The organism is Streptomyces sp. NBC_00258 (assembly GCF_036182465.1).
GTDB lineage: Bacteria > Actinomycetota > Actinomycetes > Streptomycetales > Streptomycetaceae > Streptomyces.
In genome coordinates this window covers 3,672,962-3,690,815 of the sequence record NZ_CP108081.1, presented here as the reverse complement: position 1 = coordinate 3,690,815, position 17,854 = coordinate 3,672,962, and the positions used below count along the sequence as shown (strand labels likewise).

At 69.8% G+C, this 17,854-nt stretch carries 13 protein-coding genes and 1 pseudogene; 8 read left to right on the top strand and 6 right to left on the bottom strand.

Features of this window, described 5'->3' with window-relative positions; all coding sequences use genetic code 11:
- The first annotated feature begins 160 nt into the window (after window positions 1-160).
- The 4 genes from OG718_RS16460 to OG718_RS16445 all read left to right on the top strand — a co-directional run bounded on the left by OG718_RS16460 (window position 161) and on the right by OG718_RS16445 (window position 6,194).
- Window positions 161-952, top strand: coding sequence for an ATP-binding cassette domain-containing protein (locus OG718_RS16460; protein ID WP_200395366.1), 792 nt, complete (start codon window positions 161-163; stop codon window positions 950-952).
- Window positions 949-2,241 carry a sugar ABC transporter permease gene (locus tag OG718_RS16455; protein ID WP_269647611.1) on the top strand — a complete coding sequence of 431 codons (1,293 nt, stop codon included), beginning with the start codon at window positions 949-951 and terminating at the stop codon, window positions 2,239-2,241. The genes OG718_RS16460 and OG718_RS16455 overlap by 4 nt, the downstream gene beginning before the upstream one ends.
- A gap of 289 nt (window positions 2,242-2,530) precedes the next feature.
- Window positions 2,531-4,486, top strand: coding sequence for a 1-deoxy-D-xylulose-5-phosphate synthase (gene dxs, locus OG718_RS16450; protein WP_143638398.1), 1,956 nt, complete (start codon window positions 2,531-2,533; stop codon window positions 4,484-4,486).
- 184 nt (window positions 4,487-4,670) lie between these two features.
- A complete protein-coding gene (locus OG718_RS16445) occupies window positions 4,671-6,194 on the top strand; it encodes an amino acid permease (RefSeq protein WP_143638400.1) in 1,524 nt (507 codons plus the stop codon).
- A gap of 269 nt (window positions 6,195-6,463) precedes the next feature.
- Here OG718_RS16445 and OG718_RS16440 read toward each other — a convergent pair whose 3' ends face one another.
- Window positions 6,464-6,838 carry an NYN domain-containing protein gene (locus tag OG718_RS16440; protein ID WP_143638402.1) on the bottom strand — a complete coding sequence of 125 codons (375 nt, stop codon included), beginning with the start codon at window positions 6,836-6,838 and terminating at the stop codon, window positions 6,464-6,466.
- Window positions 6,839-6,907: 69 nt separating this feature from the next.
- Between OG718_RS16440 and OG718_RS16435 the strand changes: the two genes are divergently transcribed.
- Entirely contained in the window at window positions 6,908-7,927 is a 1,020-nt protein-coding gene (locus OG718_RS16435; RefSeq protein WP_328847777.1) for a hypothetical protein, read from the top strand.
- Between the two features lie 313 nt (window positions 7,928-8,240).
- Here the strand turns inward: OG718_RS16435 and OG718_RS16430 are convergent, their stop codons facing one another.
- From OG718_RS16430 to OG718_RS16420, 3 genes and pseudogenes are all read right to left on the bottom strand, one after another.
- Complete coding sequence (locus OG718_RS16430) at window positions 8,241-10,367, bottom strand: 3-hydroxyacyl-CoA dehydrogenase NAD-binding domain-containing protein (RefSeq protein WP_143638404.1); 2,127 nt, start codon at window positions 10,365-10,367, stop codon at window positions 8,241-8,243.
- Window positions 10,364-11,590 carry a thiolase family protein gene (locus OG718_RS16425; RefSeq protein ID WP_143638406.1) on the bottom strand — a complete coding sequence of 409 codons (1,227 nt, stop codon included), beginning with the start codon at window positions 11,588-11,590 and terminating at the stop codon, window positions 10,364-10,366. The genes OG718_RS16430 and OG718_RS16425 overlap by 4 nt, the downstream gene beginning before the upstream one ends.
- A 166-nt stretch (window positions 11,591-11,756) precedes the next feature.
- Window positions 11,757-11,897: pseudogene (locus OG718_RS16420) on the bottom strand (LacI family transcriptional regulator); the annotation flags it as partial.
- A 280-nt stretch (window positions 11,898-12,177) separates the two neighbouring features.
- On the opposite strand from OG718_RS16420, the gene OG718_RS16415 reads away from it, so the two are divergent.
- Window positions 12,178-13,401 (top strand): RNA-guided endonuclease InsQ/TnpB family protein, encoded by a 1,224-nt coding sequence (locus OG718_RS16415; RefSeq protein WP_328844481.1) that lies wholly within the window; start codon window positions 12,178-12,180, stop codon window positions 13,399-13,401.
- A 154-nt stretch (window positions 13,402-13,555) separates the two neighbouring features.
- Here OG718_RS16415 and OG718_RS16410 read toward each other — a convergent pair whose 3' ends face one another.
- Both OG718_RS16410 and OG718_RS16405 read right to left on the bottom strand, forming a co-directional pair.
- Entirely contained in the window at window positions 13,556-14,842 is a 1,287-nt protein-coding gene (locus OG718_RS16410; protein ID WP_328844480.1) for a ribonuclease D, read from the bottom strand.
- Window positions 14,843-14,958: 116 nt separating this feature from the next.
- Window positions 14,959-15,621 (bottom strand): response regulator transcription factor, encoded by a 663-nt coding sequence (locus tag OG718_RS16405; RefSeq protein ID WP_143638412.1) that lies wholly within the window; start codon window positions 15,619-15,621, stop codon window positions 14,959-14,961.
- 391 nt (window positions 15,622-16,012) lie between these two features.
- Here OG718_RS16405 and OG718_RS16400 point away from each other — a divergent pair, with 391 nt between their 5' ends.
- Together OG718_RS16400 and hemE are read left to right on the top strand one after the other, a co-directional pair.
- Entirely contained in the window at window positions 16,013-16,681 is a 669-nt protein-coding gene (locus OG718_RS16400; RefSeq protein WP_143638414.1) for a DUF3000 domain-containing protein, read from the top strand.
- A 98-nt stretch (window positions 16,682-16,779) separates the two neighbouring features.
- On the top strand, window positions 16,780-17,847 hold the full coding sequence (gene hemE / locus OG718_RS16395; protein WP_143638416.1) for a uroporphyrinogen decarboxylase: 1,068 nt from the start codon (window positions 16,780-16,782) through the stop codon (window positions 17,845-17,847).
- Window positions 17,848-17,854: the final 7 nt, after the last annotated feature.

Sequence of the window (17,854 nt, the reverse complement as noted above, 5' to 3'; positions counted from 1 at the left end):
GATTCCCGCAGGGAATCCCGTCCGGGGCTCGCGTACTCGAAGCTCCTCCGGCGCCCCGCAACCACCAGCCCCGCAAGCTAGGGCGGGGCGCCGGACGGAAAACTTCCTCCCTCCCCCAATTCTTCTGCACAACCTCCCGCCGGGTCAGGCGGCGAAGGAGATGGTTAACGTGTCCGCTACGCCTGTCCTGGCGTTGCGCGGGGTCTCGAAGCGGTTCGGTGCCGTCCAGGCGCTCACCGACGTAGAGCTCGAGGTCCACGCCGGCGAGGTGGTCGCCCTGGTCGGCGACAACGGCGCCGGAAAATCCACGCTGGTGAAGACGATCGCCGGCGTGCACCCCATCGATGAGGGCGTCATCGAATGGGACGGCAAGACCGTCCAGATCAACAAGCCGCACGACGCCCAGCACCTGGGCATCGCGACCGTCTACCAGGACCTCGCGCTGTGCGACAACATCGACGTCGTCGGCAACCTCTACCTGGGCCGTGAGCTGAAGAAGCGCGGCATCCTGGACGAGGTCGAGATGGAGCGCCGCTCCCGCGAGCTGCTCCAGACGCTGTCGATCCGCATTCCCAGCGTGCGCATCCCGATCGCCTCGCTCTCCGGCGGTCAGCGCCAGACGGTGGCCATCGCCCGCTCCATGCTCGGCGCGCCCAAGCTGGTCATCCTCGACGAGCCCACCGCGGCCCTCGGTGTCGAGCAGACCGCCCAGGTCCTCGACCTGGTCGAGCGGCTGCGCGAGCGCGGCCACGCGGTCCTGCTCATCAGCCACAACATGGCCGACGTCAAGGCCGTCGCCGACAAGGTGGCCGTGCTCCGGCTCGGCCGCAACAACGGCGTCTTCGAGGTCAAGACCACCTCGCAGGAAGAGATCATTTCCGCCATCACCGGTGCCACGGACAACGCCGTGACCCGTCGTGCGGCGCGCAGCAACGGGGAGGCTCAGAAGTGAGCATCGACAAGACCTCCGCCACTCCCGACGACCACGTCGTCGAGAACCCCGAGGCCGCCGCGGGCGCCGATGTCGCCGTCGACCCCCGGCTGCTGGTGCGCGAGCGAGGCTTCGCCGGCTACCTCGACGAGTTCAAGCGCAAGATGCGGGCCGGTGACCTGGGCTCGATCCCGGTCGTCGTCGGCCTGATCGTCATCTGCGTCATCTTCCAGAGCCTCAACTCGGCCTTCCTCTCGGCCGAGAACCTCAACAACATCGCCGTCGCGATGGTCGCCACCGGCATGATGTCCGTCGGCATCATCTTCGTGCTGCTGCTCGGCGAGATCGACCTGTCGGTCGGCTCGGTCAGCGGTGTGGCGGGCGCCATCACCGCCGTGCTCAGCGTCACGAACGGCGTGAACGAGTGGCTGTCGGTGCTCATCGCCCTCGCCAGCGGTGCGGCCATCGGTGCGATCCACGGCTTCTTCTTCGCCAGGATCGGCGCGCCCGCGTTCGCGGTCACGCTGGCCGGCCTGCTGTTCTGGCTCGGCTTCATGCTCCAGATCCTGGGCGAGAACGGCACGATCAACCTCGACGGCGACGGCGTGGTCGGCAAGCTGACCACGTACTACTTCTCGGACGTCGCGGCCGCCTACGGGCTCGCGGTGGTCGCGGTGGCGCTCTTCTTCGTCACCTCGTTCCTGGACAGCCGCCGTCGTGAGGCGGCGGGCATCCCGGCCCGGCCGCTCATCGACATCGTGGTGCGCACCGCGATCCTCGCGGTCGTCGCCTTCGCCGCGGCGATCATGTTCAACCAGTACAAGGGTCTGCCCCTGGCGCTGCTGCTGTTCGTCCTGGTCCTGGTGATCACGGACTTCGTGCTGCGCCGCACGACCTACGGCCGCAAGATCTTCGCGCTCGGCGGCAGCGTCGAGGCGTCCCGTCGTGCCGGTATCAACGTCACGGCGGTACGGGTCTCGGTCTTCGCCATCGCGGGCTTCTTCGCCGCGGTGGGCGGTCTGTTCTGGTCCTCGAAGATCGCGGCGGCCAACCAGAGCGCCGGTGCGGGTGACCTTCTGATGAACGTCATCGCGGCGGCGGTCATCGGTGGCACCAGCCTCTTCGGTGGGCGCGGGCGTACGTGGAACGCGCTTCTCGGTGTCATGGTGATCACGTCGATCCAGTACGGGCTGGCTCTCGAGGGCATCGCCACGCCGGTTCAATACATGATCACTGGTGGTGTGCTTCTGGCCACGGTTGTCATCGACTCCATCACCCGCAAGACCCAGAAGACCGCGGGTCGCGCGTAGCAGTACATGGCCTGACGGTTGTGGAGAGCTGCGGGCCGGCTGTGGCTGGTCGCGCGGTTCCCCGCGCCCCTTAGGGGCGAAGCCCCCTTCGGACAAGTGCCCGACACCAATGGCGGTGTCGGGCACTTTCGTCTGGCCGTGTGCGTTTGGTGGCGGGAGCCGTGGGCGAGATGTTTTACGGCCGAACGCGTGACGTACGACGCACAGCCCGGCCGCCGCCGTGAAAGGCGGAACATTAGACTCGACAGACCCGGCAAAGCTCGATCAGCTCTACTGCAAGGAGGCACGGGTGCCGCTGCTGACCCGCATCAGGGGACCGCGCGATCTGGACCGGCTCAGCCTGGAGCAGCTGGACCAGCTGGCAGGCGAGATCCGGACCTTCCTCGTCGAAGAGGTCTCCAAGACCGGCGGCCACCTCGGCCCGAACCTCGGTGTCGTGGAGCTCACCATCGCGTTGCACCGCGTCTTCGAGTCCCCGAAGGACAGAGTCCTGTGGGACACGGGACACCAGTCCTATGTGCACAAGCTGCTCACGGGCCGCCAGGACTTCTCGAAGCTGAAGATGAAGGGCGGCCTGTCCGGCTACCCCTCGCAGGCGGAGTCCGAGCACGACGTCATCGAGAACTCGCACGCCTCCACGGTCCTCGGCTGGGCCGACGGCCTCGCGAAAGCCAACGAGGTCCTCCGAAAAGAGGACCACGTCGTCGCCGTCATCGGCGACGGAGCCCTCACCGGCGGCATGGCCTGGGAGGCGCTCAACAACATCGCCGACGCCAAGGACCGCCCCCTCGTCATCGTCGTCAACGACAACGAGCGGTCGTACGCCCCCACCATCGGCGGCCTCGCCAACCACCTGGCGACCCTGCGCACCACCGACGGCTACGAGCGTTTCCTGGCCCGGGGCAAGGACATCCTGGAGCGCACGCCCGTCGTCGGAAAGCCGCTCTACGAGACCCTGCACGGCGCCAAGAAGGGCCTCAAGGACTTCATCGCCCCGCAGGGCATGTTCGAGGACCTGGGCCTGAAGTACGTCGGCCCCATCGACGGCCACGACATCGAGGCCCTGGAGTCCGCGCTCGTCCGCGCCAAGCGCTTCGGCGGCCCCGTCATCGTGCACTGCCTCACCGAGAAGGGCCGTGGCTACCAGCCCGCCCTCCAGGACGAGGCGGACCGCTTCCACGCCGTCGGCAAGATCCACCCCGACACGGGCCTGCCGATCGCCTCCTCCGGTGCCGACTGGACGTCCGTCTTCGGCGAGGAGATGGTCAAGCTCGGCAAGGAGCGAGAGGACGTCGTCGCCATCACGGCCGCCATGCTCCAGCCGGTCGGCCTCGACAAGTTCGCCAAGGCCTTCCCGGACCGGGTGTACGACGTCGGCATCGCCGAGCAGCACGCGGCCGTCTCGGCGGCCGGACTCGCCACCGGCGGCCTGCACCCCGTCTTCGCCGTGTACGCGACCTTCCTCAACCGCGCCTTCGACCAGGTCCTGATGGACGTGGCCCTGCACAAGTGCGGCGTCACCTTCGTCCTCGACCGGGCCGGCATCACCGGCACCGACGGCGCCTCCCACAACGGCATGTGGGACATGTCGATCCTCCAGGTCGTCCCCGGGCTGCGGCTGGCCGCCCCGCGCGACGCCGACCAGGTCCGCGCCCAGCTCCGCGAGGCCGTCGAGGTCACCGACGCGCCGACCGTGGTCCGCTTCTCCAAGGGTGCGGTCGGTCCCGCCGTACCCGCCGTGGGCCGGATCGGCGGCATGGACGTCCTGCGCGAGCCGGGCACCGACGCCCCGGACGTGCTGCTCGTCTCCGTCGGCGCCCTCGCTCCGATGTGCCTGGAGATCGCCGGCCTCCTCGACAAGCAGGGCATCTCCACGACCGTCGTCGACCCGCGCTGGGTCAAGCCCGTCGACGAGGCCATGGCCCCGCTCGCCGAGCAGCACCGCGTGGTCGTCACCGTCGAGGACAACTCCCGTGTCGGCGGTGTCGGTTCGGCCGTCGCGCAGGCCCTGCGCGACGCGGGCGTGGACATGCCGCTGCGCGACTTCGGCATCCCGCCCCGCTTCCTCGACCACGCCTCCCGCAAGGAGGTGCTGGCCGAGATCGGACTGACCGCACCGGACATCGCCCGGCAGGTCACCGGCCTCGTCTCCAAGCTCGACGGCCTCCCCCACTCTCGGCTTCGCTCGAGCGGGGGGACCCCCACCGAGCAGGCCCACGCCACGGTGGAGTCCGCCCGCGACTGACACGCCGGGTCGCACGCGACCGGCACAGTCGGGTCCGCACGCGACCCACACGGCCGAGTGGGCCGGTTTCCACACCCTTTACGGTGGTGAAACCGGCCCATTAGCGTGAAACCTGCCGCGCCGGGGCATACGGACCACGCCCCCTCTCGATCATGTCGAGGACGACAAGCGTGGGAGGTACGCCGTGAGCAGCACCCTCTTCAGGACGAAGAAGGTCGAACAGTCCATCCTCGATACCGAGGAGCCAGAGCACGCGCTCAAGAAATCCTTGTCCGCGCTGGATCTGACCGTCTTCGGCGTCGGTGTCATCATCGGCACCGGCATCTTCGTCCTGACCGGCACGGTCGCCAAGAACAACGCCGGTCCCGCCGTAGCCCTGGCCTTCGTCGTCGCCGGGGTCGTCTGCGCGCTCGCCGCGCTCTGCTACGCCGAGTTCGCCTCCACCGTCCCGGTGGCCGGCTCGGCGTACACGTTCTCGTACGCCTCGCTCGGGGAACTGCCCGCCTGGATCATCGGCTGGGACCTCGTTCTGGAGTTCGCGCTCGGCACGGCGGTGGTCGCCGTCGGCTGGTCGGGCTACATCGCCTCGCTGCTGGACAACGCGGGCTGGCACCTGCCGGCTTCCCTCAGTGGGAGAGAGGGGGCCGACGGCTTCGGCTTCGACATCCTCGCCGCCGCCCTCGTACTGGTCCTCACCGGCATCCTCGTGATCGGCATGAAGCTCTCCGCCCGGATCACCGCGGTCGTCGTCGCCATCAAGGTCACCGTCGTCCTCGTCGTCATCATCGCCGGCGCCTTCTTCATCGTGGGCGACAACTACGACCCGTTCATCCCGAAGGCGCAGGAGGTGTCGGCCGGCGGCGATCTCCAGTCCCCGCTCATCCAGCTGATGTTCGGCTGGGCCCCCTCCAACTTCGGCGTGATGGGCATCTTCACCGCCGCCTCCGTCGTCTTCTTCGCCTTCATCGGCTTCGACGTCGTGGCCACGGCCGCCGAGGAGACCCGTAACCCACAGCGGGACATGCCGCGCGGCATCCTCGGCTCACTGATCATCTGCACCACGCTGTACGTCGCGGTGGCGATCGTCGTGACCGGTATGCAGCACTACACCGAGCTCTCCGTGGACGCACCGCTGGCCGACGCGTTCAAGGCCACCGGGCACCCCTGGTTCGCGGGCTTCATCAGCTTCGGCGCCGCCGTCGGCCTCACGACGGTCTGCATGATCCTGCTCCTCGGCCAGACCCGGGTCTTCTTCGCGATGAGCCGCGACGGACTGCTGCCGCGCTTCTTCTCGCACGTCCACCCGCGCTTCAAGACCCCGCACCGGCCGACCATCCTGCTCGGCGTGATCATCGCGATCCTCGCGGGCTTCACCAGCCTCAGCGAGCTCGCCGAACTGGTCAACATCGGGACGCTGTTCGCGTTCGTAGTCGTCGCGATCGGCGTGATCATCCTCCGCCGCACCCGCCCCGAACTGCCCCGCTCCTTCCGCACCCCGCTGGTGCCGTTCCTGCCGATCGTCTCCGTGCTCGCCTCGCTCTGGCTGATGCTCAACCTGCCCGCCGAGACCTGGCTGCGGTTCGGCATCTGGATGGCGCTCGGCTTCCTCGTGTACTTCCTGTACGGCCGCTCCCACAGCCGTCTCGGACGCGGTGAGGAGGCCACGGCCGGCGAGGTCATCAAGCCGCAGCGCGGAGACACCCAGTAACCGACCCTCGCGATCGACCGACCTCGCGATCAACCGGCCCCGTACGTCCCGCCTCGGCGGAGACTGCGGGGCCGGACCACGTATGGTGGCGCGCCGACCGCCGTCGCCACGGCGGCTCCTGACGGCCCGGTACGAGCAGGTGGGCATCGTCGGGCGGGGCGGTGCTGTGCGTGCGTGTGAGGTGGCTCCCAGGGGGCTGGGGCGGTGCGTGGGCGCGTGGGGTGAGGGCGACGACCACGTGCGGTGTGCGGTGTGCGTGGTGTGCGGTGCTAGGGGCGGACCGTGCGCGGACCCGTGACCTCCGCGCCCAACTCGCTCACCCGGCGGCGCAGTTCACGGTCGGCCGTGACCACCAGCCGCCGACGGTCCGCGGTCGCGGCGGTCAGCTCCACGATGCGGTCGTCGCCGCTGCCGGGCGCCTCGTCGACCCGTACGCCCGGGACGGAGGCGGTGCCGCGAGCGCCTCCCTCGACCACGAGGATCAGCTCCAGGGGACCTGGGTACTCCGCAAGCCCGTCGGTGGCGTACGGGACGAGCAGGTCCCGCAGGCGCTCCGCGGCGCCCCGGCGGTCACGCCACCAGCCGTCGGGCACGGACCCGACCACATTGGCGGCGTCGACGATCACGAGCAGCGGGGCGTCCATGTGGCCAGGGTCGCACGGAGGGGGATCACACGACCCGATTAGAGTGGGGGAGTGTCAATGGTCCGCACAGTGAACGGTGACTGGCTCATACGCGGCCGGGACGGCAGACTCGGCGCCTACGCCCCGCGGGACGAAGCGGTGTGGTGCTGGGCCGAGCAGCACCCGGGCGGTGCCTGGTCGGCGCCCCGTACGGTCGGCGGCGACCAGCGTGTGCACCCCGCGCTCGCCGTGGGGCAGGGAACCGACGGTTACGCCCATCTGGTGTCCTGGCGCCCCACCGGCGGACAGGAGTCGGGGCTCGTCCACGCCACGCACTTCCGGCCGCACCTCGCGGCCCTCGACTGGAATCCCCTCGGGCATCCCAACAAGACGGGCGAGGCGACCGGAGTACCGGCCGTCACCGTCGACGCGCAGGGCCGCGCCCATGTCTTCGTACCCAACAGGGGCGGCGGCGTCAGCATGCGCGGCCAGAAGGAACGCGGCGGGTGGGGTCCGTGGCGCGACCTCAAGGGCCGTGAGGTCGAGGGCGAACTGGCGGCCGTGACCCGGGAGTCCGGGCTCGTCGAGCTGTACGCGGCCTCGCCGGCGGGCATCCTGCGCTGGACCCAGGCGGGCCCCGGCCACATCCCCGCGCTCGACGAGGAGCCGCTCAAGGTGGCGGCCCGGCCCGGCACCCTGCGGGCCCTCAGCACCTCCGACGAGCACGTGACGCTCTTCTTCACGGACGAGACGGACACCGTTTGCGCGTGGCGGGCCGGCAGTGAGCCCGTGGCGCTCCTGACCTGTGCCGGGCCGGGGCCGGTGTCCGCGATCCGCTGCACACTCGACGGTGTCGACTGCACGTTGCTCGCGCAGCGTTCGCTGAGCGGCCGTATCGCCTTCGCCGCCTACCCGACCGAGCAGGAGTCGGCGGGTGCCTGGTGGACCGAGTCGGGTCCCCAGCTCCCCACGGACGTCCAGCTGTCGCTGGGCCATGACCACGAGGGCCGCGTCACGGCCGCCACCCTCCAGCCGACCACCGGCCAACTCCTACTGACCCGCCGCAAGGAGGAGCCGGGCTTGGCCTTGGAGGCTTGGCACACCATTTAGCTCGCCCCCGCCGCCCCTACCCGTCCCGTCCCCTGGGGCTTCGCCCCAGACCCCGTGGGGTGGGTTGTCGGGTGGAGGTCGGCTGTGGCTGGCCGCGCAGTTCCCCGCGCCCCTAAAAACCTGGGGGTGCGGGGAACTGCGCAGTATTCAGCCCCTCCGGCGTTTGAGGAGCGGGGGTTCGGGGGCGGAGCCCCTGAAAAGGGACGGGAATGGGTAGGGGCGGCGGGGGCGAAAAACTTCCGGCCCGGGACGAACGTCAAGTGCCCCGCACGCCAGGCAGGCGTACGGGGCACCGACAAGCACAGCGCAGCGGCTACGCCGGGACGCTGGCCACACCCCGCGCCAGGAACGGCTTGCCGTTGACCCGCTCGGAGACACCCTCACGGTCCAGGTAGGGCGTGATCCCGCCCAGGTGGAAGGGCCACCCCGCACCAGTGATCAGGCACAGGTCGATGTCCTGCGCCTCGGCCACGACACCCTCGTCGAGCATGAGCCCGATCTCCTGCGCGACGGCGTCGAGCACCCGCGCCCGCACCTGCTCCTCGGTCAGCACGGCATCGCCCTGCTGCAGCAGCGCGGCGACCTCCGGGTCCAGCTCCGGCTTCCCGGAGTCGTACACGTAGAAGCCGCGCTTGCCCGCCTTGACGACGGCCGCGAGGTTCGGGGAGACCGTGAAGCGCTCCGGGAAGGCGCGGTTCAGTGTCTCGGACACGTGCAGGCCGATCGCCGGACCGACCAGCTCAAGCAGCACCAGCGGCGACATCGGCAGGCCCAGCGGCTCCACCGCCTTCTCCGCGACCTCGACCGACGTGCCCTCGTCGATGACGTTCTGGATCTCGCCCATGAAGCGCGTGAGGATGCGGTTCACGACGAACGCCGGGGCGTCCTTCACCAGAACCGCGGTCTTCTTCAGCTTCTTGGCGACGGCGAAGGCCGTGGCCAGGGAGGCGTCGTCCGTCGCCTCGCCCCGCACGATCTCAAGGAGCGGCAGGATCGCGACCGGGTTGAAGAAGTGGAAGCCGACGACCCGCTCGGGGTTCTTCAGCTTCGACGCCATCTCGGTGACCGACAGCGAGGAGGTGTTGGTGGCGAGGATCGCGTGCGCCGGGGCGACCGCCTCGACCTCCGCGAACACCTGCTGCTTGACGCCGATCTCCTCGAATACGGCCTCGATGATGAAGTCGGCGTCGGAGAAGCCCTCGGCCTTGTCCAGCACACCGGTCACCAGGGCCTTGAGGCGGTTGGCCTTGTCCTGGTTGATCCGGCCCTTGCCGAGCAGCTTCTCGATCTCGGCGTGGACGTAGCCCACACCCTTGTCGACGCGCTCCTGGTCGATGTCGGTCAGCACGACCGGCACCTCCAGGCGGCGCAGGAAGAGCAGGGCGAGCTGCGAGGCCATCAGACCGGCGCCCACGACACCGACCTTGGTGACCGGACGGGCCAGGTTCTTGTCCGGGGCACCCGCGGGACGCTTGCCGCGCTTCTGCACGAGGTTGAACGCGTAGATGCCGGCGCGCAGTTCGCCACCCATGATCAGGTCGGCGAGGGCCACGTCCTCGGCGTCGTAACCCTGCTGCAGGTCACCGTTCTTCGCCGCGGCGATGATGTCCAGCGCGCGGTACGCGGCCGGGGCCGCCCCGTGCACCTTGCTGTCCGCGATGAAGCGGCCCTTGGCGACGGCCTGGTCCCAGGCCTCGCCGCGGTCGACGGCCGGGCGGTCGATGACGATCTCGCCCTTGAGGACGGACGCCGTCCAGATCAGCGACTGCTCCAGGAAGTCCGCGCCCTCGAACAGGGCGTCGGCGATGCCCAGCTCGTAGACCTGGGCACCCTTGAGCTGCTTGTTCTGGTTGAGCGAGTTCTCGATGATCACCGAGACGGCCTTGTCCGCGCCGATCAGGTTCGGCAGCAGGGTGCAGCCGCCCCAGCCGGGGACCAGACCGAGGAAGACCTCGGGGAGCGAGAAGGCGGGGAGGGCCGCGGACACCGTGCGGTAGGTGCAGTGCAGACCGACCTCGACGCCGCCGCCCATGGCCGCGCCGTTGTAGTACGCGAAGGTCGGGACCGCGAGGGCCGCGAGGCGCTTGAAGACCTCGTGGCCGCCCTTGCCGATGGCCAGCGCGTCCTTGTGGTCCTTCAGGAGCTCTACGCCCTTGAGGTCCGCGCCGACCGCGAAGATGAACGGCTTGCCGGTGACACCGACGCCGATGATCTCGCCGGCCGCGGCCTCCTTCTCGACCTGGTCGATCGCGGCGTCGAGGTTCGCCAGCGAGGCCGGGCCGAAGGTGGTCGGCTTGGTGTGGTCGAGGCCGTTGTCGAGCGTGATGAGCGCGAAGCGCCCGGCGCCGAACGGCAGGTCGAGGTGGCGTACGTGCGCCGACGTCACGACCTCGTCGGGGAACAGCTCGGCCGCGCCCTTCAGGAGTTCAGTGGTGCTCACTTGTCGCCTCCGGCGTCCTTGTGGTGCGGGTTCTCCCAGATCACCGTGGCGCCCATGCCGAAGCCGACGCACATGGTGGTGAGGCCGTAACGGACCTCCGGCTGCTCCTCGAACTGGCGGGCCAGCTGCGTCATCAGCCGGACGCCGGAGGAGGCCAGCGGGTGGCCGTACGCGATGGCGCCGCCGTACTGGTTGACGCGCGCGTCGTCGTCGGCGATGCCGTAGTGGTCGAGGAACGCGAGGACCTGGATGGCGAAGGCCTCGTTGATCTCGAAGAGGTTGATGTCCTCGATGGAGAGACCGGCCTTCGCCAGCGCCTTCTCCGTGGCCGGGATCGGGCCGTAGCCCATCACCTCGGGCTCGACACCCACGAAGGCGTACGAGACCAGGCGCATCTTGACCGGCAGGTTGTTCTCGCGGGCGAAGTCCTCGGACGCGATGATCGACGCGGTGGCGCCGTCGTTCAGACCGGCCGCGTTACCGGCGGTGACCCGGCCGTGCACACGGAACGGCGTCTTCAGACCGGCCAGGTTCTCCAGCGTGGTCCCGGGACGCATCGGCTCGTCGGCGGTGACCAGGCCCCAGCCCGTCTCGCCCGCCTCGGCGTTGGTACGGCGTACGGAGATCGGGACCAGGTCGGCCTGGATCTTGCCGTTCGCGTAGGCCTTGGCCGCCTTCTCCTGCGAGCGCACGGCGTACTCGTCGGTGCGCTGCTTGGTGATGTGCGGGTAGCGGTCGTGCAGGTTCTCGGCGGTCATGCCCATGAACAGGGCGGACTCGTCGACCAGCTTCTCGCTGACGAACCGCGGGTTCGGGTCCACGCCCTCGCCCATGGGGTGGCGGCCCATGTGCTCGACACCACCGGCGATGACGGCGTCGTACGCGCCGAAGGCGATGGAGCCGGCGGTCGAGGTGACCGCGGTCAGCGCACCGGCACACATACGGTCGATCGAGTAACCGGGCACGGACTGCGGCAGCCCGGCCAGGATTCCGGCCGTGCGGCCCAGCGTCAGACCCTGGTCGCCGATCTGCGTGGTCGCGGCGATGGCGACCTCGTCGATCTTCTTCGGGTCGAGACCGGGGTTGCGGCGCAGCAGCTCCCGGATCGCCTTCACGACGAGGTCGTCGGCACGGGTCTCGTGGTAGATGCCCTTCGGGCCCGCCTTGCCGAACGGGGTGCGGACGCCGTCGACGAAGACGACGTCCCTGACGGTACGAGGCACGATGGCTCTCCTCCAGATGCGGGATTGCACTACTGCGCGACACACACGCCCTGAGCGCGCGCTCACCTCCCATGCTACTTGCGGGTAACCCACCTGCCCAGTCCCACAGCGGGTAGCGGCGAAGGTCACATGGCTCTCAGCGCGCCCGCGGCCCGTACGGGGCCGCTACCGCGCCAGCGCCGCCGCCCCGGGCGACCCGCCGATGCCCGAGCGCCGCGAGATACCGCACGGCCTCGGTGACGGCGGTCGCGTCGTCGGTCCACGCGGAGGTGAGCCCGCCGGTGAGCGACGGGTGTCTGACGGCTACCGGGATTCATTCGCAGTGCATCGGCCTTCAGGTCGGTGGTGAAGCGAATCTCGTGATGGTGACGCGGAGCGTCACGGATGCCGTCCTGCGGAGCAGGAGAGCCCAGGCGTCCATCCATGGCCGACGCGGAGCGTCAGGGACTCTGATCCGGCGAAGTCGGGCAACGCCGGCCCCCTGCCCGGCCCGTCCGGGCTGTTCTACTCCTGCCGGTTCCAGGGGGTACCGGTCGTTCGTATGTTCCCTCTGGTGACAGGGGGGCGCTCGTTCGTACGATCACCGCATGCAGCTTCGGTACGCCTTCCGGCTGTACCCGAACACCGGCCAACGCACGGCGCTGGCCAGGGCGTTCGGGTGCACCCGCGTCGTGTACAACGATGCCGTGCGCGCCCGCGAGGACGCCCGCAGGGCGGGCGAAGCCTTCCCCACGGCGGGTGTGCTCTCCCGGAAGCTGATCACCCAGGCCAGGCAGACACCCGAGCGGTCCTGGCTGGGCGAGGTCTCCGCAGTGGTGCTCCAGCAGTCCCTGCGCGACGCGGAGAGCGCCTACAGGAACTTCTTCGCCTCCCTCAAGGGTGAGCGCAGGGGCTCGAAGAGCGGTGCGCCCCGGTTCAAGTCCCGAAAGGACACTCGTCAGTCGATCCGCTTCACCGCGAACGCCCCCTGGTCGGTCACCGGTTCCGGAAGGCTGAACCTGCCGAAGGTCGGGGCGGTGAAGGTGAAGTGGTCCCGCACCCTGCCCGCGCAGCCCTCTTCGGTCACCGTGATCAAGGACGCGGGCGGACGGTACTTCGCCTCGTTCGTCATCGACATCGACCCGGCCGCCGACGCCCACCGGATGCCCGGCACCGACCACACGGTCGGCATCGACCTGGGCCTGACCCACTTCGCCGTCCTCTCCGACGGGACGAAGATCGACTCCCCGCGGTTCCTGCGCCGGGCGGAGAAGAAGCTGAAGAAGGCCCAGCGTGAGCTGTCCCGCAAACAGAAGGGGTCGAACAACCGGGAGAAGGCCCGTTTGAAGGTCGCTCGCGCCCACGCGGGGGTGGCCGATGCGCGCCGCGAGTTCCACCACCAACTCTCCACGCAGCTGATCTCCGAGAACCAAGGGATCGGTGTGGAGGACCTGGCGGTCAGGGCGCTGGCACGCGCCGGACTGGCGAAGAGTGTGCATGACGCGGGCTGGGCGCAGTTCGTGGCCATGCTGGAATACAAAGCGGTCCGGTACAGGCGCACCCTGGTGAAAATCGGCCGGTTCGAGCCGACCAGTCAGGTGTGTTCGGGGTGCGGGGCCAAGGACGGCCCCAAGCCCCTGCACATCCGGGAGTGGACTTGTGCCGCCTGCGGTGCGGTGCACGACCGGGACCACAATGCCGCGAAGAACGTGAAAACGGCCGCCGGACTGGCGGTTGCAGCCTGTGGAGCGCCGGTCAGACCAGGACTCGTCCTGGCACGGCGCGACGAAGCAGGAAGCCACGGACTCCCCACCGGAAACCGTGCCGCGTAGCGGCACAGCAACCGGCGGAGAAGGCCAGAATCCTCGGGCTTCAGCCCGAGGAGCAAGTCAAATCTACAACGGCTTCACGAGGGGCGCGACGAAGTAGGAACGGCCCGCGGCCGCCATGAGTCACAACCACTCACGGCGACCGGGCGACCCTCGTTCATTCCTGGGACTTGGCCTTGGCGGCCAACGCCACCACCAGCACCGGCGTAACCTGCTCGACCTGCCAGGGCCGAGCCCCGTACCCGGCGAGCGCGGCCGCCACGGACTCGGCGTCCGCGGAAGCCGGCGGCTCCCAGCAAACCCGCCGAACCGTGTCCGGAGTGATCAGGTTCTCCTGAGGCATGTTCAGCGTCTCCGCCAGCGCGGAGACAGCGGCCCGCGCCGCGGACAGCCGAGCCGCGGCCGCCGGGTCCTTCTCCGCCCAGGCCCGCGGCGGCGGAGGCCCGGTCAGCGGCTGCCCAGGCTGCGGCAGCTCGGCATCCGGCAGTTCCTTCGCGCGGTCGACGGCGGCCTGCCACTGCTCCAGCTGACGCCGCCCCATCCGATGCCCGAATCCGTTGAGCGCGGCGAGTGCGTGAACGTTGGCCGGAAGTGAGAGGGCGGCTTCCACGATGGCCGCGTCCCCGAGCACCTTGCCCGGCGAGATGTCCCGGCGCTGCGCGACCCGGTCCCGGGTCTCCCACAGCTCCCGTACGACCGCCATCTGCCGGCGGCGGCGCACCTTGTGCATCCCGGACGTACGGCGCCACGGGTCCTTGCGGGGCTCCGGCGGCGGCGCCGAGGCGATCGCGTCGAACTCCTGGCGGGCCCACTCCAGCTTGCCCTGCCGGTCGAGCTCCTTCTCCAGCGCGTCGCGCAGGTCTACGAGCAGTTCCACGTCGAGCGCGGCGTAGCGCAGCCACGGCTCGGGCAGCGGACGCGTCGACCAGTCGACCGCGGAGTGTCCCTTCTCCAGTACGAAGCCCAGGACGCCCTCGACCATCGCGCCGAGGCCGACCCGCGGGAACCCGGCGAGCCGTCCGGCCAGCTCGGTGTCGAACAGGAGGCTGGGGACCATGCCTATCTCGCGCAGACACGGCAGGTCCTGGGTGGCCGCGTGCAGCACCCACTCCACACCGGAGAGCGCCTCGCCGAGGCCCGACAGATCGGGGCAGGCGACGGGATCGATCAGTGCGGTGCCCGCGCCCTCGCGACGCAGCTGCACCAGATACGCGCGCTGGCCGTAGCGATAGCCGGACGCCCGCTCGGCGTCCACGGCGACGGGGCCGCTGCCGGCCTCGAACGCGGCGATCACCTCGGCGAGCGAGGCCTCGTCGGCGATGACGGGCGGAATTCCGTCGCGGGGCTCCAGCAAGGGGATCGGCGCCGGTTCGACGTCGTCCGGAGGAGCGCCTCCGGTGGTTCGCAGTGAACTGTCTGCTGCGGTCTCTTGGGCGTCGGTCACCTGTCAAGGGTATCTGTGTATCGACGACGCCCGTCGACGGAACGTTCCGTCGACGGGCGTCTGAGGGTCGTAAACCAGTCAGGTCAGTGAATCCTGAATCATCGGTGAATCCGGAATCAGTGGATGATCCCCGTCCGCAGGGCCACCGCGACCATTCCGGCGCGGTCGCCCGTGCCGAGCTTGCGGGCGATACGGGCGAGGTGGCTCTTCACGGTCAGCGCGGACAGGCCCATCGAGACGCCGATGGCCTTGTTCGACTGGCCCTCCGCCACCAGCCGGAGCACCTCGACCTCACGGCCGGACAACTCGCGGTAACCGCCCGGGTGGCTCGGGGAGCCCGGGGGACGGCGGTGCATACGGGCGGCCGCCGAGCCGATCGGGGCGGCGCCCGGCCGGCTGGGAAGCCCGAGGTTCGTGCGGGTGCCGGTGACCACATAGCCCTTGACGCCGCCCGCGAGGGCGTTGCGTACGGCGCCGATGTCGTCGGCGGCGGACAGGGCCAGGCCGTTCGGCCAGCCGGCGGCCCGGGTTTCGGACAGGAGGGTGAGGCCGGAGCCGTCGGGGAGATGGACGTCTGCGACACAGATGTCGCGGGGGTTGCCGATGCGGGGACGAGCCTCCGCGACGGACGAGGCCTCGATCACGTCGCGAACACCGAGCGCCCACAGGTGGCGGGTGACGGTGGAGCGCACACGGGGATCGGCCACGACCACCATCGCGGTCGGCTTGTTCGGGCGGTAGGCGACCAGGCTTGCGGGCTGCTCGAGGAGAACGGACACCAGGCCTCCTGGGGTGCGGGACGGGGGACCGGCTGTGGGGATGAAGCCGGGACGAACCGTGCTTTCAAGGTCACAGAGGTCTTCGGCACCAAACCCGTCCGCCTTTAGAGAATGATCACGATTTGGTGAGTAACAATGCGTGCAATTCGGACGGGCGATCGATCATCCGAAGATCGAAACGAGTTCGCTCCGCTTCGTTACGCGGCCGAAAGTGGTCGTATCGACAAAAGGGCAGAGTCGTTCGCGTACCGGCTCGGGCGCTCCGGAGACGGCCCGAGCCCCCAAAACCCCAAGAAGAAGTGCCGTGTTCGCGCGATGTGATCCGGACAGTGGTCCCACGCACGGGTGTCTCTCCCTGCGCGAAGGCTCTGTTCCCCTTAATCTTCCCCGCATGGCTGCGGCTCAGGGACGACTGTCGGACGGCGCTGGCGGAATGGACGACGCGAAGGAGGGGGAACGGGATGCGACGGAGGCGGCTCCGCTGCCTTTCCGGGCCGCTGTCGACGCGTTGAGGTCCGCGCGGCTGCGGCCGCAGATCGAGATCGACCCGACGAAGCCGCCGCAGCGGCTCGCCCCCTTCACCTACGCGCTGGAGGCCACGGTCGTCGACGGAGACGAGGATCTGGCGGACGGCCGGCTCGTCCTGCTCCACGACCCGGCGGGACACGACGCCTGGCAGGGCTCGTTCCGCCTGGTGACCCTGGTCCGCGCGGAGCTGGAGCCCGAGATGGCCACCGACCCGCTGCTTCCCGAGGTCTGCTGGTCCTGGCTGACCGGCGCGCTCCAGGCCCGCGGCCTCTCCTACGGCGAACCCAGCGGCACGGTCACCCGGGCCGGCTCCCACTACTTCGGCGGCCTCGCGGACCGGCCGGCCAACTCCCAGATCGAGATCCGCGCCTCCTGGACACCCCGCGAAGGCCTGGGCGGTGTCCCCGACACGGCCTCCCATCTGGCGTCCTGGTGCGACCTCCTGGCCCAGATCGCCGGCCTTCCCCCGGCCGCCCCGGGCGACGCCTCCATCGTCAGCCTCCCGCAACGCCGGGGCCCTCAGTCCCGCTGACCCGGACCGCCGCGCCCCTCTCCTCCGCCCACGTGCGGGTCCCGGGCGCGGCCCTACCCGGGGTCGGGGGCCGCGCCGACCGTGGGAGACTTTTCGGCGTGAGCGCCATTGACCGCCCCAAGGGCCAGCAGCCGACAGCGACGTACGACTCCACCTTCCTCAAGGCGTGCCGACGCGAGCCCGTGCCGCACACGCCCGTGTGGTTCATGCGGCAGGCGGGGCGGTCACTGCCCGAGTACCTGAAGGTGCGCGAGGGCATCCCCATGCTGGAGTCCTGCATGCGGCCCGAGCTGGTCACCGAGATCACGCTCCAGCCGGTACGGCGGCACAACGTGGACGCGGCGATCTACTTCAGCGACATCGTCGTACCCCTGAAGGCCATCGGTATCGACCTCGACATCAAGCCCGGTGTGGGTCCGGTCGTCGAGAAGCCGATCCGCTCCCGCGCCGACCTCGCCCAACTGCGCGACCTGACGCCCGACGACGTCTCGTACGTCACCGAGGCGATCGGCATGCTCACACGCGAACTCGGCCCGACGCCCCTCATCGGTTTCGCCGGTGCGCCCTTCACGCTCGCCAGCTACCTCGTGGAGGGCGGCCCGTCCCGCAACCACGAGCACACCAAGGCGCTCATGTACGGCGACCCGCAGCTGTGGGCCGACCTGCTCGACCGGCTCGCGGACATCACGGCGGCCTTCCTCCGGGTGCAGATCGAGGCCGGGGCAAGCGCCGTCCAGCTCTTCGACTCCTGGGTCGGCGCGCTCGCGCCCGCCGACTACCGGCGCTCCGTGATGCCCGCCTCGACGAAGGTGTTCAAGGCCGTCGAGGAGTACGGCGTCCCGCGCATCCACTTCGGTGTCGGTACGGGCGAGCTGCTCGGGCTCATGGGCGAGGCCGGTGCGGATGTCGTCGGTGTCGACTGGCGGGTGCCGCTCGACGAGGCCGCCCGTCGCGTCGGCCCCGGCAAGGCGCTCCAGGGCAACCTCGACCCCGCGGTCCTCTTCGCCCCGACCGAGGCCGTCGAGGAGAAGACCCAGGAGGTCCTCGACGCGGCGGCCGGTCTGGAGGGGCACGTCTTCAATCTCGGGCACGGTGTCCTGCCGTCGATGGACCCGGACGCGTTGACCCGACTCGTCGAGTACGTCCACACGCGCACGGCCGGCTAGTCCGGGC

Coding starts and splice junctions, on each gene's coding strand:
- OG718_RS16400 (WP_143638414.1), top strand. CDS start 16,013: ATGGCTGCGGCTCAGGGACGACTGTCGGACGGCGCTGGCGGAATGGAC.
- OG718_RS16460 (WP_200395366.1), top strand. CDS start 161: ATGGTTAACGTGTCCGCTACGCCTGTCCTGGCGTTGCGCGGGGTCTCG.
- OG718_RS16440 (WP_143638402.1), bottom strand. CDS start 6,838: ATGGACGCCCCGCTGCTCGTGATCGTCGACGCCGCCAATGTGGTCGGG.
- OG718_RS16415 (WP_328844481.1), top strand. CDS start 12,178: ATGCAGCTTCGGTACGCCTTCCGGCTGTACCCGAACACCGGCCAACGC.